This window comes from Archangium primigenium (assembly GCF_016904885.1).
GTDB classification, from domain to species: domain Bacteria; phylum Myxococcota; class Myxococcia; order Myxococcales; family Myxococcaceae; genus Cystobacter; species Cystobacter primigenius.
The window spans coordinates 4,836,182-4,851,331 of record NZ_JADWYI010000001.1 but is presented as its reverse complement, the minus strand read 5'-3'; the positions used below and the strand labels follow the sequence as shown (position 1 = coordinate 4,851,331).

Sequence of the window (15,150 nt, the reverse complement as noted above, 5' to 3'; positions counted from 1 at the left end):
ATCAGTGGAGCGCTTCGACGACCGAGTAGTCATGGCGCTGGTAGATGTCGTCCCAGGCGAGGCTGCCGCAGAAGTTGGAGCCGCCGCGGGGCGCCATCACGCAGTCATCCGCGCCCGTGGAGCCCACGGCCGCGTCGAAGCCATACTTGGCCACCAGACACGCATCGCAGATGCCGTCGCCGTGCCACGAGTCCGGGCAGACTTCCGTCCACGAGGGGTAGTAGGCGCGGTTGAGGAAGGGGTTCCAGCTCGCCGTGCTCGGAATGCTGTAGCCGGCCGACTTGCCGTAGGAGATGAGGCAGTCCGGCTCGAGCGCGGTGCCCCGGGCCTGCGCGTCCGAGCAGCCGTACTTCCAGACGTTGTAGTTCTTCATGTAGTCCAGGGCCCAGCCGGACGCGTAGTTGTTGCAGGCGAGGCCCGCGGCCTGCACGTTCGTCTCGGGGGTCCAGGTCTGCTCGGACGGCGCGGGGATGGACGTGTTGAGCACCTTCTTGCCGATGATGACGCCGCTGTTGTGGCAGCTGCGGCGCGACTGGTGGTGGTTGAGGCGCTCGTCGTCGATGATGATGTTGCCGAAGTAGCCCGAGCTGTCCGAGCCGATGAAGCCGTCCGTGCTGGCGTTGAAGCTGCCCCAGCCGAGCAGCGCCGCCGCCTTGAGGCCCACCGAGTAGAGGTAGCCCGCGCAGTGCGCGTCACTGGAGAAGAGGTTCGCGTACACCTTGCTGCCGCGCACCACGGAGATGGGCTTGCCGCCCACCGAGGTGGCGCCCCGGGTGCCCGCGAAGGTCCCGTCCGAGTTGTACACGCGCATGTTGTCCTGGCGCTGCTGCAACACGGCCGGGTTGTTGTAGCTGCCCCCGCCAAAGAACTCGACCACGCTGTTGGCGATGTTGAGGAACGAGCCGCTGGTGGTCACCTTGTCCGCCAGGGGCGTGCCCGTCAGATCCGGCGCCGAGAAGATGACCTGGGAAATCTTGCTCGTCACCGCGCTGACGCTGTTGCCCTTGGCGCTGATGGCGCCCGTGTGGCCCAGCATGTAGCGCACGGGGCTCGAGCCGTTGGAGTGGGTGATGAGCGTGAGGCTGGTGATCTTGTTGGCCGTGGCCCAGGGGACGATCTGATCCACGATGGGGCCCCAGCTGCACTGGCTGAAGCCCGCGCACGTGGCGCCCGGGTAGCCCACGATGAGGTAGGGACGGCCCCCGCGCATGGTGTCGATGGAGCTCTGCGTCCAGTAGCCCGTGGTCGCCGAGCTCACCGTCTGGTCTCCCGTGCCGTGGATGAACACCACGCCGGGGACGGTGGTCTGCGCCTGACTGATGGGACAGAAGAGCGCGGCCCAGGCGGTGGCGAGCGCCAGACCTGTCCTTTGAAATACGTGCATGAAGAACCTCCAGGGATTGGGGGGCCCTCGGGTTTACCAGAAAGACGAGGGGCCCTCGCCCACCCCACCCCTCGTTTTCCCGGGCGTCCGCGCATGACTTCGCGCGTCAAACCTGACGCGGTGTTCGTCCCCGGACGTGCATGGAACAAAACCCTGGTTAGGCTGGTTTCACCCCGTCCCCAGGAACCCCCTCCGTGAGCGCTCTTCTCATCCGTCTGGTCTGTGGTCTGCTCTTCCTCGCGATGGTGCTCGGCGCGGTGGCCCATCCCCCGCAGGACTTCACCCAGGGCCTGGGCATGCTGCTGCCGGGCGGCATGCTGCTGGGCTACGCGGTGCGCGGTCCTCGCCGCTCCCTGCTGCCCAAGCGCAAGTCCCCTCCCGCGCCCATCGCTCCCGGCACCTGAGCCCTCAGGGCCGGGTGAACACGAGCGGCACCAGCGACAGGTCCGCCTCGGGCTCGCGGCAGACGGCGGGCGCCTCGGGCTCGGCCGGAGCGGCGGGCGCGGGTGCCTCGAGCAGTCGCACCACCTCCGGGTGGACCTTGCCCGCGAAGTAGCGACCCCCCGCGAGGGTGAAGTGGACCCCGTCCTCCATCCGCAGCCGCATGGGCTTGCGGAAGCCGTCCACGGGCGCCTCCTTCAACAACGTCCCCCGGGGGTCGGTGAAGAATGGCCGGGTGTCCAGGTGCACGGCGCCTCCCCGGGCCGACACCGCCTCGCGCAGCACCGCGCGGATGATGCCCAGCTTGCGCTCGAAGCGCGGCAGTCCGGTGATGGGCAGGGCCACCCACAACACGCGGCGGCCCGGGGCCTCGAGCACCCCGAGGAAGTCCTCGACCCGCTGGCGGTAGGTGGCCGTCCAGTGCGAGGCGCCCCACTGGGCCATGGCCTTGCCCTGGCCGTCCGTGAGCCCCTGCCCGTCATTGCCGCCCATGATGACGACGACGACATCGGGCTGGTGCTTCTCCACCTCCTCGCGCCCCACCTGCATCCAATCGAAGAAGTCCGGCCGGGCCAGGCCCGTGGAGGACTTCGCGCGCCGCACCGCGCGCACGCCCGGCTGCCCGTTCAACCGCTCCTCGAGCGCCTCGCCGAAGCTGGTGACGATCAGGCTGTCCCCCAGCAACAGCACCGTCCGCGACCTGGAGACAGGCGCCTCGGGCGGCGTCTCCTCGGCCCGGAGCGCGGCGGGAGACAGCAGGGCCAGACACATGAGCACGCGGACGAGGGGGGTCTGCATTCGCGGCGCACGCTACCTCGCCCGGAGGGGCCTTGAGAATCGTGCCGCGCGGCCCTCTCACCAGGCGAGGGAGCGGCGTGGCGCCGCCGTCAGCGCTTCACCGCCCGGGTGGCGCAGTAGGCGGAGAGGTACCCGGACAGCACATCCTCCGCCCCGCCCTTGTCCTCGTAGAAGCCCGCCAGCAGGAACCCCGCGTCGAGCTGTCCGCCGATCTGCTCCTCCAGTGAATGGCCCACGCACAACGGCTCGTCCACGTCGGTGTAGCGGCGGCGCTCCTCGTCGCTCAGGCTCGTCAGGTCCGAGTAGGGCATGCGGTACTTGAGCCGCAGCTCGCCCCGCTTCTCCGCGTCCGGATCGAACAGGTAGACGATGGGGTTGGAGAAGCCCGCGAGCAGCGTACCCCCGGGCCGCAGGACGCGGAACGCCTCGCGCCACACGGGGCGGATCTCCGACACGAAGCCGTTGGAACAAGGGTGGAAGACGAGATCGAAGCTGCCGTCGGGGAACACCGACAGGTCCCGCATGTCGCCCTCCACCAGCCGCAGCGACAGGCCCTCGCGCTCGGCCACCTGGCGGTCCTGTCCAAGCTGGGCGGGCGAGTTGTCGAACATCGTCACCCGCGCCCCCGCGGCGGCGAGCACCGGCCCCTGCTGTCCCCCCGCGCTCGCCAGGCCCAGGACGTCCTTGCCCGCGAGCGGACCGAACCAGTCGCGGGGCACGGGCTTGTTCGGCGTGAGCACCACGCTCCATTCTCCCCGGCGCGCGGCCGCGATCGTCTCGGGCTCCACCGGCCGTGTCCACCGGTTGCCCGTGGCCACCTGGCGGTTCCAGGCCTCGCGGTTGTACTGCCTCAGGTCGATGCCGCGCTTCGCGTCCGTTCCCATGACGACTCCTTGTTGGACCGGCAAGCCAGACGCCGGGGAGTCCCCCGCCTGACACCGCGCGCGGCCCGACGGCGGTTTATGACTCGGGACATGTCCCTGTCCCGCACCCTGCCCCTGCTCGCGGCGCTGTCGTTCGCGCCCCCCGCCCTCGCCCAGGCGCCCCAGCCGCCCGAGCCCCTCGGCATCGCGCTCGAGGGCTACCCCTCGCCCGCGCCCCTGAGCTACCTGCCCGTGACGCTCCAGGGGCAGGACCTGCGCATGGCCTACATGGACGTGCCCGCCACCGGCAAGGCCAACGGCCGCACCGTCCTGCTCTTGCACGGCAAGAACTTCTTCGGCGCCTACTGGCGCGACACGATTCGCGCCCTCTCCCAGGCGGGCTACCGCGTCGTCGTGCCGGATCAGCTGGGCTTCGGCCACTCGTCCAAGCCGGCCCTCGACTACAGCTTCTACGTGCTGGCCGCGCAGACGAAGCGGCTGCTCGAGCAACTCGGCGTGCCGGAGGTCGTGGTGGTGGGCCACTCCATGGGCGGCATGCTGGCCACGCGCTTCGCGCGCCAGTACCCCGAGGCCACCACGCACCTGGTGCTGGAGAACCCCATCGGCCTGGAGGACTACCGCGAGCTCGTACCGTGGCGCTCCACCGAGGCGCTGTACAAGGGCCAGCTCGAGGTGAGCGAGGAGGGCGTGCGCGCGTACCACAAGACGTACTACGTGACGTGGCGCCCCGAGTACGAAGAGTGGGTGCGGGTCCACTTCCGCCAGTCCCTGAGCGCCGAGTACCCGCGGCTCGCCTGGGTGTCCGCGGCCACCGAGCAGATGATCTACCAGCAGCCCGTGGTGCACGAGTTCCCCCGGGTGACGGCGCCCGTGCTGCTCGTCATCGGGCAGGCGGACCGGACCACCCTCGGCCGCGCGCGCGTGTCCCCCGAGGCGCTCGCCAAGCTCGGCCAGTACCCGGAGCTGGGCAAGCGCGCCGCGCGGGCCTTCCCCAAGGCCACCCTGGTGGAGCTGCCCAACGTGGGGCACATCCCCCACGTCGAGGCGCCCGGGAAGTGGCACGAGGCGCTGCTCGGCTTCCTCGGCAAGTAGTCGCGGCTCCAAGGAACGGCCCGCGCCGTGTCCGTTATAGCGGAGGATGAGCGCTTGCCTGCCCGAGTGCCTCTCCGTTATAACGGACGCGCGTCCCCCCGTTCACGAGCTCCGTGTCGACCTGGCGGGATGCCCCCCTCACACCCGTCATGCCCCTGTTCTCGTCCGCGCGAGCCGCTCGCGCCTTGAAGCTCCTCGCCCTGTCGTGGCTGGCGCTGGGCAGCGCCGTCCAGGCGCAGAGCCCCGCCGCGCCCCCCGCCGTCGAGGCCACGCCCGCCCAGGAGCCGCCGCCGGAGAAGCCCGCCCCGCCGCCGGTCGTGGTCACCGCCGAGCCCGGCCGCGGCATCGTCGTCAAGGCCGGGGAGCGCTACTCGCTGGGCCTGCGCGCGCGCATCCAGCTGCGCGAGACGTACCTGCGCGCCGACGGGCGTGACACCAGCGAGACCAACGTCAAGACGCTGCGCCTGATCGTGCACGGCAACGTGCTGGCCCCCGAGCTGCGCTACACCATCCAGCTGGCCTTCGGCGGCCCGGACTTCGAGGCGGGCAGCAGCTCGCCCATCTTCGACGCCTACGTGGACTACACCCGCTGGCGCGATCTCAACCTGCGCGTGGGCCAGTTCTTCGTGCCCTTCGACCGGGCGCGCACCATCCGCGAGTTCGCGCTCCAGTTCGTCGATCGGCAGCTCGTGGTGCGCGAGCTGACGCTCGATCGCGACGTGGGCGTGATGCTCTCGTCCAGTGACTTCCTCGGCCTGGGCGAGCGGCTGGCCTACCAGGTCTTCATCGGCGGCGGCGACGGACGCAACCGCTACCAGGGCTACGAGTCGGGCGCCCTCTCCGTCCTGCGGCTCACCCTGCGGCCCTTCGGCGCGTTCGACGACGATCAGGAAGGCGACGTGACGCGCGCGCCCCGACCCCGGCTGGCCGTGGGCGTCGGCGCCGCCTACAACGCGAGGACCTCGCGCCGCAACAGCACCTACGGCACGCCCTTCACCGCCGGGACGACGAGCTACAGCCACCTGGCCGCGGACGTGGTGTTCAAGTACCGGGGCTTCTCGCTGCTCGCCGAGGCCCTGTGGCGCAAGGCGCGGGAGAATGAGCTGGAGGGCCTCGTGAATGGCGCCCGGGTCCTGGAGCCGACCCGCTCGGGCTATGGCTACCTCGTGCAGGGCGGCCTGCTGGTGAGCCCGAAGGTGGAGCTCACCGCGCGCTGGGAGGAACTCTTCACGCTCCGGGGCACGGATCCACAGTTCGTGCAGCTGGCGCGCACCCAGGGCAAGCAGCTGGGTGGAGGCCTCAACGTGTACCTCAACGGCCACGCCTTCAAGGTGCAGGGCGATTACTTCTACATCTTCGGCCCCGAGGGCACGCCCCGGCACACCGCCCGGCTCCAGCTCGACGCGAGCTTCTGAGGTCGACTACGGCTGGACCGAGGTCGGCGGTCTGGGCGTCTCGCGGATGGGCACGTAGCACTTCCCCGCGTGCTCGTAGAACTGACCGCAGGGAGGCTTCATGCGCATCTCGGACCAGCACCCGCCGTTGAGCTCCTCCTGTTCGCCCGGGGGAGGCACGCACGGCGGGGCCTGCTGACGCTCCAGGCGCTTCGGTGGAATGGGCACAGCGATGGCGCCGCCGGCTCGTGACAGCCAGTCCGTGGTGACGTCCTCGGAGAGCAGCGGCATCGGCGGGCAGTCCGGGCGAAGGGGCTCGGAGCGAGGCACGAGCAGTCCCCCGAGGGCGATGCCCACGGCGAGCGCCCCCAAGGCGATTGGGCGCCACGTGGCCGACATGAGCCCGCCCGGGTGCGACCTCCGGCCTCCGCCCGACGCGCTCCGCGCGAGCACCTGGAGGGCCACGACAAAGGGCGCCAGGTGGCCCATCCGCCACGCGCAAGCGATGGAAAAGAAAACGAGGTCCGACCTGCGGAGTCCATGGTTCCGGGCCCCGATGAAGACCTGGGCCCACTGCCGACGCTTCCCGTGAGTCATGGTGACGAAGTGACTTAGCGCGTCGTGCGCGCGTGCGTCCACGGTCCATGATCGCGGACGGAGTGGTGACTGCCCGGCAGATGGCGGAGGGAACTCGACTTTCGACGCCTCCCGAGGGAGGGCGGCACTAGTGTCGCCACCGCTTCGCCACACTCACCCCACTGACCGGAGCCTGACCTCATGATGATTCGCGCCCTGCTGCTCGCCACCGCCCTCACCACCACGCCCGCCCTCGCGCAGATGCCGGAGAAGGCGATTCCTCCGAAGGCGGAGACCAAGCCCGCGCCCAAGCAGGGCGAGATGGCCAAGGCCATGCTCAAGGACGCCCAGGGCAAGGACGTGGGAGAGGTGACCTTCGAGCAGGCGCCCACGGGTGTGCTGGTGAAGGGCTCCTTGATGGGTCTGCCCGCGGGCGAGCACGCCATTCACATCCACGAGACCGGCAAGTGCGAGGCCCCGGAGTTCAAGACGGCCGGCGGCCACTTCAACCCCACGAAGAAGGCGCACGGCATCCTGTCGCCCAAGGGCAAGCACGAGGGCGACCTGCCCAACCTGCACGTCGAGCAGGACGGCAACGTGAAGTTCGATTTCTTCGCGACGGGCTCGAAGGTGAAGGCGATGTTCGACAAGGACGGCTCGGCCGTGGTGGTGCACGCCAAGCAGGACGACTACCACTCGGATCCCGCCGGTGACGCGGGCGGCCGCATCGCGTGCGGCGTGGTGGAGAAGTAGCAGCACTCCGCGCGAGGCCTTTTTTCCGGGCCTCGCGCCACCCCATCAGGAGACCTCGGACCACGCGCGTCCTGACTGAAGCAGACGGGTCTACAGTTCCCGCCAGAACGGGAGCGAGCCGGGTTCCGCTCCATCCTGGACAACGCGTGACGCCGCTCAGGCGTCAACGTCATCAACGACGCCGGGATTGGCGTCCACGTCGATGCCGTCACGGGTGAGCGCGGCACGCTCGGCGAGCTGGGACAGCGTGCTCGAAGGATTCTCGTACCAGCCCGGGTCATTGTAGCTGGTGAGCCCGTCGCGCACCTTGAGCACGGTGAACATGCCGCCCATGGTGATGCCTCCGTAGCGGCCCTGGCCGCCCACCATGGGGATGCTGTTGGCGGGCACCGGCATGCCCATCTCCTCCATCTCGCCCATGCCCGTGTGGCCCATGGTCATGTAGTCCGGCAGCAGCGCGCGCACCTTCTCGTCGAAGCCCTCGGGCTTGAGGCCGATGAGGTTCGGCATGCCGTGGCCCATCTGGTTCATCACGTGGTGGGTCATGTGGCAGTGCATGGCCCAGTCCCCCGGCACGTCCGCCACGAACTCCACCGTGCGCGTGCTGCCCACCGGCACCAGCACCGTGGTGTCCCGCCACTGGGCGGACTCGGGCACCCGGCCCCCGTCCGTCTCGGTGATGCGAAACTGGTAGCCGTGCAGGTGGATGGGGTGGTGATCCATGGGCCCCAGGTTGCCCAAACGGATGCGCACCCGCTGGCCCGTGCGCACCACCATGGGCGCCGTGCCCGGAAACGCCTTGCCGTTGAGCGTGAGCAGGTTGAAGTCCGTCATCTCGTTCGGGTTGGGCCGCTTCGCCCCCGGGTCCAGCTTCCACTCGTGCAGCATGAAGGCGAAGTCCCGGTCCACCTTGGGCCCCCGGGGCGCCTCGCGCGGGTGCACGATGAAGAGGCCCACCATGCCGAGCGCGATCTGCGTCATCTCGTCATGGTGCGAGTGGTACATGAGCGTGCCGGACTGCCGCAGGGTGAACTCGTACTGGAACGTCTCGCCCGGCGCGATGGCGCGCTGGTTGAGGCCGCCCACGCCATCCATCCCGTTGGGCAGCAGCAGCCCGTGCCAGTGCACCGTGGTGGGCGCGGGCAGCCGGTTGGTGACGTAGAAGCGCACCCGGTCCCCCTCCACCGCCTCGATGAGCGGGCCGTGCACCCGGCCGTTGTAGCCCCAGCAGCGCGCCTGGAGGCCGGGCGCGAACGTGTGCTCCACCTCCTCGGCCACCAGGTGGAAGACCTTCACGCCGTCCACCAGCTTCCACGGCAGCTTCGAGCCGTTGGGCACCACCACCGGCGTGTAGTCCTGCCCGGGGCGTCCTGGCGGCAGCGCGCGCTCCGTGTCCGGCCGCGCCCGCGCCTCCGCCGCCGCGAGCAACGAGCCCCCCGCGACGCCCAGTCCACTGGCGACGAGCAACCGCCGCCGGCTCCATCCCTTCGTGTCCGCGCTCATCGTGCCGCCTCCGTGTCGTCGTCCGTCAGTCGTCCCCCCACCGCGTTCTCCAGCGCGATGTGGGCGGTCCAGTAATCGCGCAGCGTCTCCACGTACTCGCGGTAGGTGCGCACCTCGTCCCGCCGCGCTTCCAGGAGCTGGAAGGGGCTGAGCACCATGGCGTTGTACTGGAGCTGCGATTGCTCCAGGACCCGCCGCCTCAAGGGCAGCAGCACCTTCGCGTAGTGCTCCACCAGATGGCGCGCCGTGCGCAGCTCCGCGCCGTGCTGGCGCACCTCGGAGCGCGCGTCCACCGCGAGCTGGGTGAGCCGCCGCTCCGCCTGCCGTTGCCGTGCCTCCAGCCCGCCGATGAGCGCCTGGCGCTGGTTGAAGACGGGCAGCTCCAGCACGAGGCTCGGGCCGGTGACGCGCAGGCCCCCGCCCTCCCGCTCCGCGCCCACCCCCACGTCCACGGTCCCGATGAAACGGGTGCTTCGAGCCAAAGCCACGGACCGCTCGAGCAGCGCCACGTCCTTGCGCGCGGCGTCGAGGTCCAGGCGACGCCGCATCGCCAGCCGCTCGAGGCGCGTGAACTCGGGCGCCGCGCCCGCGGGCTCCGGCAGCGGCTCGCCCACCGTCCACTCCGTGTTGTCACCCCACAGGCCCAACAGCCGGTTCATCCGCTCGCGCTGCTGGACGAGCGCCAGCTCCTCGCGCGCGAGCCCCACCCTCGCCTCCTGCCAGGCCGTGCGCAGGATGGACAGGTCCAGCTCGGGGATGTTGCCCGCCTCGTACTGCATGCGCGCCAGCTCGGCCGAGGCCTCGAAGACGGCCACCAGCTGCGCCTGGTAGCGCAAGAGCATCTGCGCCGCCTGCACGGAGGCGTACGCTTCACGTGTCTGGGCCACCACCGCCAGGGCCTCGTGCGCCGTGCGCTGGACGTCCGCGTCGAAGCGCTGCTGGGCGATGCCCCGGCGCGCCGGAAGCACGAAGAGATCGAACAGCCCCTGCACGAGCGACAGCTCCACCCCGAGCCCCGGCACCCCCACGGACACGCCCAGCGCGGGATTGCTCAACAGTCCCGCCTCCACCAGCTCCGCCTGGGAGATGCCCAGGGACTCGTAGGCCCCCTGGAGGCCCGGGCTGTTCACGAGCGCGATGCGCACCGCCTCCTCGGACGAGAGGCCATCGCGCAGCAGCGCGCGCACCTGCTCCCGCACGGCCTCGTTCGCGGGGGGGCCCCGCTCCCAGCCCGTGGAGACCGCGACCCGCTCGTGCACGAGCGCCCCGAGCTCCGCATGGCCCCGCTCGGGCGACATCGTCGCGCACCCCCCGGCGCCCAACGCCAGGACCCACAGCCACACGAGGCGTTTCATGGGGCGTGTCCCCCATGCCCGCTGGTGGATTGCGCCCCGTGCGCATGCGCGACGAGCTTCATGCCGCACCGGGGGCAGCGCGCGGGCGCGTCGGAGGTGACGTCCGGGTGCATGGGGCACACGAAGCCCTTCGGGGAGGACACGGGCTTGGGCGTGGAGGGGGGCGCGTCCGCCGGCATGGGAGGCGCCAGGGCCGTCATCGGCCGGACCGCGGAGGCGGGCGCGTCCGGATTCGAGGGATCCAACGAAAAAAGGACACGGTCAGCGCCATGGACGGCGCACGCGGACAGACCGAGCGCGCACGCGCCCGCCGCGAACTTCAGGGGAAAAGACATGGTGGTCGCTCTGCGAAGAGGAGGATGAGAGTCACGGACCCGGAAGCGGGGGCCGGCTCAAATCAGCAGCTGACGCAGGGCGAGGTAGCGCCGTGAGCGAGGCGGCGGGTCATGTCCGGCGCGGATGCGAGGGGTCGCGCGCGCCGACAACACGGGCACGGACCACTCGGCCTCGCCGGGCAGGAGCACCCAGTGGACCTGGGGCGACACATCCAGGGAGGGGGGCACCCCACCGACATCCCCGGTGTGGCCCTGGCGCAGCTCGCAGCAGTCCTGAGCGAGCAGCCGAGCGTCCCGAGGCTCCTGCTTCTCCGGACAGGCCACGCAGGGCGCCGCGCGCTTCCCGGTGAAGCGGCACACCCGCACCACTCCGCCCGGCAGGGCGGCCTGCACCCAGACGAGCAGGGCGAAGACGAGGGCGGCGAGGCGCATCGGCACGGTCATGAAGTATCGCGTCCTTGGATGGACCTGCAAGTGTGTCGCTCCCGGGCGCCCCTCCGGACGGCCGCTCCCGGAAGGTGCTAGGACTGCATCACGCCATGCCCGATCCGACTCCGCCCGTGACTCCGCGCCGTGCCGCGCTGGTCTTCATCTTCGTCACCGTGCTGCTCGACATCCTGGCGCTGGGGATGATCTTCCCCGTGCTGCCCCAGCTCGTGGTGGGCTTCGTGGGCGGCGACTCCGCGCGAGGCGCCGAGGTCTTCGGGCTCGTCTCCACCCTCTGGGCGCTCATGCAGTTCATCTTCGCGCCGGTGCTCGGGGCGCTGTCGGACCGGTACGGCCGGCGCCGGGTGGTGTTGATCTCCAACACGTGCATGGGGCTCAACTACATCCTGCTGGCGCTGGCGCCGTCCCTGGGCTGGCTGATCGTGGGCCGCGTCGTGTCGGGCATCACCTCGGCGAGCATCAGCACGGCGAGCGCGTACATCGCGGACGTGACGCCCGTGGACAAGCGCGCCGCGAGCTTCGGCATGCTGGGGGCGGCGATCGGCGTGGGCTTCGTGCTCGGGCCGGCGATGGGCGGCCTGCTGGGCGGCGTGGATCCCCGCCTGCCCTTCTGGGTGTCGGCGGTGCTGAGCCTGGGCAACGCGCTGTATGGCCTGTTCGTGCTGCCGGAGTCCCTGCCCCCCGAGCGGCGCCGGCCCTTCGAGTGGCGGCGCGCCAACCCGGTGGCCGCGCTGTTGCGCCTGCGCGCCAACCGCGAGGTGCTGGGCCTGGCCACCGTGCACTTCCTGCACAACCTGGCGCACACCGCGCTGCCCAGTGTCTTCGTGCTCTACGTGGGCTACCGCTTCGGCTGGGACGCGCGCGCGGTGGGCCTCGCCCTGGGCGGCTCGGGGGTGTTCACCCTGCTCATCCAAGGCGGCCTGGTGAAGCCCATCGTCAAGCGGCTGGGCGAGCGGCGCACGCTCATGCTGGGCCTGTCGTGCGGCATCCTCGGCTTCGCCACCTACGGCCTCGCCGACAACCCGGTCGTGTTCCTCGCGGTGGGCCTGCCGGTGATGGGCCTGTGGGGGCTGTTCTCCCCGGCGTCCCAGGGGCTGATGACGCGCCGGGTGCCGCCCTCGGAGCAGGGGCAGTTCCAGGGCACGCTCTCGAGCCTCATGGGCATCGCGGGGATGATCGGCCCCGGCCTCTTCACGCAGACCTTCGCGGCGGCCATCGCGCCCCAGCACGGCGTGCACCAGCCGGGCGCGCCCTTCCTGTTCGCGTCGATGCTGCTGGTGCTCGCGCTGGGCCTGTCCCTGCGCGCCACCCGCACGGCGCCCGAGGCCGTGCCCGCCGCCGTCGGACCCGCGGCCTGAGCGCGCGGCTCAGGCCTCGTTGAGCACGCGGCCTTCCATGCCCCCGGCGACGGTGATGACCTCGCCGGTGACGTGGCCCGAGACGCGATCGGACGCGAGCGACACCACGGTGCGCGCGACGTCCTCGGGGCGGCCCAGCTTGCGCAGGGGCATGGTGCGCGTCACCCGGTGGACGAACGCGGTGTCCCCGAGCTTGTCCTGGTTGCGCGGCACCGCCGTCCAGCCCGGGCACACGGTGTTCACCCGGCCCTGTGGCGCGATGCGCGCGATCTCGTTCTTGAGGCTCTTGAGGAAGCCGCTCGCGAGCGCGCCCTTGGCCGCGGCGTAGTCCGCGTGTCCCGCCTCGCCGAAGAGGCCCGCGGTGGAGGCGATGAGGACGATGTTGCCCGTGCCCGTGGACTCCACGTGGCGCAGGAAGGCGCGGCAGCACAGGAAGACGCTGTCCAGGTTCTCCGCCAGCGTCTGGCGCCAGCGCGCGAGCGACATGCTCCATACGGGCTCGTCGGGCGCCGGCCACACGCCCGCGTTGGCCACCAGCACGTCCAGCCGGCCCAGGGCCTTCACCGCCTCGGGCACGAGCGCGTCCACGTCCGCCTCGGCGGTGAGGTCCGCGCGCAGCGCCACGCCGGCGACCTCCGCGGCGAGCGCCCGCGCGTTGTCCTCGCTCCGGTGGTAGTGCACCGCCACCCGCGCGCCCTCCTCGGCGAAGGCGCGCACCACGGCGCTTCCGATGCCGCCCGCGCCCCCGGTGACGAGCACGCCCTTGCCGCCGAGCCCCGTGTCCATGCGCCGGCTACACCGTGTCCAGGCGCAGGAGCTGACGGGCCTGCTGGGGCGTGGCGAGCGTGCGGCCCTTGGCCGTGGCCCGCCTGGCCGCCTCGGCCACCAGCTCCCAGTTGCCCTGGGCCAGCACGCCCTTGGACACGTAGATGTTGTCCTCGAGCCCCACACGGGCGTTGCCACCGCGCACCGCCGCCAGCTCCACGAAGGGCAACTGGTGGCGGCCCACCGCGGCCACCGTCCACGAGCAGCCCTCGGGCAGCGAGGCGATCATGAAGTCCAGCGCGTCCTCGCGGGCCGTCAGGGCACCGGGCACGCCGAGCACGAAGTCGAAGTGCGCCGGTAGGGACACGAGCCCCTCCTTGGCCAGGGCGCGCACCTCGTCCACCATGCCCACGTCGAAGCACTCCAGCTCCGGGCGGATGCCCAGGTCGCGGATGCGCCGGGCGATGTCGCGCACGAGCGGCCGGGGATTCCAGAAGACGTCGTCCCCGAAGTTCACCGTGCCCGTGGACAGCGTGGCCATGTCCGGCCGGTCCGCGCCCGTGAGCTTGAGACCGCCGCAGCGCTCGTCCACGCCCATGCCCACGGCGCCGCCAGTGGACACCTGGATGAGCACGTCCGTGCGCGCGCGGATGGCGCGGATGGCCGCCCGGAACAGCTCCGTGTCCTGCGAGGGCTTGCCGTCCGGCGTGCGCACGTGCAAGTGCACCATGGCGGCCCCGGCCTCGCGGCACTTCACCGCGTCCTCGGCGATCTCCTCGGCGGAGATGGGCAGATGGGGCGTCTGCTCGCGCGTCGTCTCCGCGCCGACCATCGCGGCGGTGAGGACCATGGGCGTGCTCATCGCTGACCTCGCTGCTTGTCCTTGGGGACCACGCAGGTGCCGGCCGCGCGGCACACCACCACCGGCTCGGCGAGCAGGTCCGCCGCCGAGTCGTTCACGTCCGCGCGCGGACGGATGACCTTGCGCGCCTCGAAGCGCATCTTGCGCGAGGTGTTGCCCATGCTGATGATCTCCCCTTCGGCCTCGATGAAGTCCCCGGCGTACACGGGCGCGAGGAACTCCACCGAGTCGTAGGCCCGGAACAGGCCCTCGTCGCCATCCAGGCGGATGCACAGCTCGGTGGCCACGTCGCCGAACAGGCCGAGCATGCGCGCGCCGTCCACCAGGTTGCCGCCGTAGTGGGCGTCATGGCTGCTCATGCGCAAGCGGATGACGGCCCGCACCGGGGCCTTCTCGCCCGTCTTCACGTCGCTCATTGCGGCTCCCCTTCCCAGTGCACGTTCTTCGCCTCCTTGCCTTCCTTCTGGAGGACCTGGTGCACGATGTAGTTGGCCACGTCGGAGGGCTTGGTGCCCGGGCCGAAGCCCGCGTCGAAGCCCAGCTCCAGCGCGAGCTTGTGGTCCACACGGGGCCCGCCGAGCAGGAGCAGCGTCTTGCCGTGCACGCCCACCGCCTTGGCCGCCTCGATGAACTGGCGCGAGTTGTCCTTGTGCACGTCGCGCTGGGTCACCACCTGGGACACGAGGATGGCGTCGGCGTTGCGCGCCATGGCCTTGGCGAGCAGGTCCTCGTTGGGCACCTGGCTGCCGAGGTTGAAGGCCTCGAACCACGGGTAGCGCTCCAGGCCGTAGTCGCCCGCGTAGCCCTTCATGTTGAGGATGGCGTCGATGCCCACCGTGTGGGTGTCGGTGCCGGTGCAGGCGCCGAACACCACGATGCGCCGGCCCACCTTGTCCTTGATGAGGACGTTGAGGTCGTCGTAGCCGAGCTTCTTGACCACCACCTCGGGCACGTCGATCTCCGCGTAGTCGAGGACCACGGGCGAGTGCGCGTAGACGATGAAGAAGGTGTAGGCGTCGGCGGCGCGCTCGGCGGCGGCCACCTTCACGTCGGTGAACCCCAGCTTGCGCGTGTAGACGGCGGCCGCTTCCTTGGCCTTCTCCGACAGGGGCACGGGCAGCGTGAACGACAGCTGCACCACGCCGTCGTCCCGCCGGTCACCGTAGGGGCGGATGAGCTGTTTGGTGGGCTTGACCGCCATGG

At 70.9% G+C, this 15,150-nt stretch carries 17 protein-coding genes; 5 read left to right on the top strand and 12 right to left on the bottom strand.

Annotated elements, in window-relative coordinates; genetic code table 11:
* Position 1: 1 nt before the first annotated feature.
* Complete coding sequence (locus tag I3V78_RS20055; protein ID WP_204490066.1) at positions 2-1,384, bottom strand: hypothetical protein; 1,383 nt, start codon at positions 1,382-1,384, stop codon at positions 2-4.
* Between the two features lie 194 nt (positions 1,385-1,578).
* Between I3V78_RS20055 and I3V78_RS20050 the strand changes: the two genes are divergently transcribed.
* Positions 1,579-1,788, top strand: a complete 210-nt coding sequence (locus tag I3V78_RS20050) for a hypothetical protein (protein ID WP_204490065.1) — start codon at positions 1,579-1,581, stop codon at positions 1,786-1,788.
* 4 nt (positions 1,789-1,792) lie between these two features.
* On the opposite strand, the gene I3V78_RS20045 is transcribed toward I3V78_RS20050, so the two are convergent.
* Positions 1,793-2,623 (bottom strand): SGNH/GDSL hydrolase family protein, encoded by an 831-nt coding sequence (locus I3V78_RS20045; RefSeq protein ID WP_204490064.1) that lies wholly within the window; start codon positions 2,621-2,623, stop codon positions 1,793-1,795.
* Positions 2,624-2,712: 89 nt separating this feature from the next.
* Positions 2,713-3,507 carry a class I SAM-dependent methyltransferase gene (locus I3V78_RS20040; protein WP_204490063.1) on the bottom strand — a complete coding sequence of 265 codons (795 nt, stop codon included), beginning with the start codon at positions 3,505-3,507 and terminating at the stop codon, positions 2,713-2,715.
* Between the two features lie 90 nt (positions 3,508-3,597).
* On the opposite strand from I3V78_RS20040, the gene I3V78_RS20035 reads away from it, so the two are divergent.
* A complete protein-coding gene (locus tag I3V78_RS20035; RefSeq protein ID WP_204490062.1) occupies positions 3,598-4,599 on the top strand; it encodes an alpha/beta fold hydrolase in 1,002 nt (333 codons plus the stop codon).
* A 185-nt stretch (positions 4,600-4,784) separates the two neighbouring features.
* A complete protein-coding gene (locus I3V78_RS20030) occupies positions 4,785-6,014 on the top strand; it encodes a porin (protein WP_239576498.1) in 1,230 nt (409 codons plus the stop codon).
* Between the two features lie 6 nt (positions 6,015-6,020).
* On the opposite strand, the gene I3V78_RS20025 is transcribed toward I3V78_RS20030, so the two are convergent.
* Positions 6,021-6,350, bottom strand: a complete 330-nt coding sequence (locus I3V78_RS20025; RefSeq protein WP_204490061.1) for a hypothetical protein — start codon at positions 6,348-6,350, stop codon at positions 6,021-6,023.
* 420 nt (positions 6,351-6,770) lie between these two features.
* On the opposite strand from I3V78_RS20025, the gene I3V78_RS20020 reads away from it, so the two are divergent.
* Entirely contained in the window at positions 6,771-7,322 is a 552-nt protein-coding gene (locus tag I3V78_RS20020; RefSeq protein ID WP_204490060.1) for a superoxide dismutase family protein, read from the top strand.
* Positions 7,323-7,478: 156 nt separating this feature from the next.
* On the opposite strand, the gene I3V78_RS20015 is transcribed toward I3V78_RS20020, so the two are convergent.
* The 4 genes from I3V78_RS20015 to I3V78_RS20000 are packed head-to-tail and all read right to left on the bottom strand — an operon-like array spanning position 7,479 to position 10,959.
* Positions 7,479-8,825 (bottom strand): multicopper oxidase family protein, encoded by a 1,347-nt coding sequence (locus I3V78_RS20015; protein WP_204490059.1) that lies wholly within the window; start codon positions 8,823-8,825, stop codon positions 7,479-7,481.
* Positions 8,822-10,180: a TolC family protein gene (locus tag I3V78_RS20010; protein WP_204490058.1), complete on the bottom strand. Its 1,359-nt coding sequence runs from the start codon at positions 10,178-10,180 to the stop codon at positions 8,822-8,824. The genes I3V78_RS20015 and I3V78_RS20010 overlap by 4 nt, the downstream gene beginning before the upstream one ends.
* Positions 10,177-10,515 carry a heavy metal-binding domain-containing protein gene (locus I3V78_RS20005; protein WP_204490057.1) on the bottom strand — a complete coding sequence of 113 codons (339 nt, stop codon included), beginning with the start codon at positions 10,513-10,515 and terminating at the stop codon, positions 10,177-10,179. The genes I3V78_RS20010 and I3V78_RS20005 overlap by 4 nt, the downstream gene beginning before the upstream one ends.
* Positions 10,516-10,572: 57 nt before the next feature.
* Complete coding sequence (locus I3V78_RS20000) at positions 10,573-10,959, bottom strand: hypothetical protein (RefSeq protein ID WP_204490056.1); 387 nt, start codon at positions 10,957-10,959, stop codon at positions 10,573-10,575.
* A gap of 95 nt (positions 10,960-11,054) precedes the next feature.
* Between I3V78_RS20000 and I3V78_RS19995 the strand changes: the two genes are divergently transcribed.
* A complete protein-coding gene (locus I3V78_RS19995; RefSeq protein ID WP_204490055.1) occupies positions 11,055-12,320 on the top strand; it encodes a TCR/Tet family MFS transporter in 1,266 nt (421 codons plus the stop codon).
* Positions 12,321-12,329: 9 nt separating this feature from the next.
* On the opposite strand, the gene I3V78_RS19990 is transcribed toward I3V78_RS19995, so the two are convergent.
* The 4 genes from I3V78_RS19990 to kamE are packed head-to-tail and all read right to left on the bottom strand — an operon-like array spanning position 12,330 to position 15,148.
* Positions 12,330-13,106: an SDR family NAD(P)-dependent oxidoreductase gene (locus I3V78_RS19990; protein ID WP_204490054.1), complete on the bottom strand. Its 777-nt coding sequence runs from the start codon at positions 13,104-13,106 to the stop codon at positions 12,330-12,332.
* Positions 13,107-13,113: 7 nt separating this feature from the next.
* Positions 13,114-13,947 (bottom strand): 3-keto-5-aminohexanoate cleavage enzyme, encoded by an 834-nt coding sequence (kce, locus tag I3V78_RS19985; RefSeq protein WP_204490053.1) that lies wholly within the window; start codon positions 13,945-13,947, stop codon positions 13,114-13,116.
* The gene (gene kal, locus I3V78_RS19980; RefSeq protein ID WP_204490052.1) at positions 13,944-14,363 is read right to left on the bottom strand and encodes a 3-aminobutyryl-CoA ammonia lyase; all 420 of its coding nucleotides are present in this window, start codon (positions 14,361-14,363) and stop codon (positions 13,944-13,946) included. Before kal ends, kce begins: the two co-directional genes overlap by 4 nt.
* Complete coding sequence (gene kamE / locus I3V78_RS19975) at positions 14,360-15,148, bottom strand: lysine 5,6-aminomutase subunit beta (RefSeq protein WP_204490051.1); 789 nt, start codon at positions 15,146-15,148, stop codon at positions 14,360-14,362. The genes kal and kamE overlap by 4 nt, the downstream gene beginning before the upstream one ends.
* Positions 15,149-15,150 lie beyond the last annotated feature (2 nt).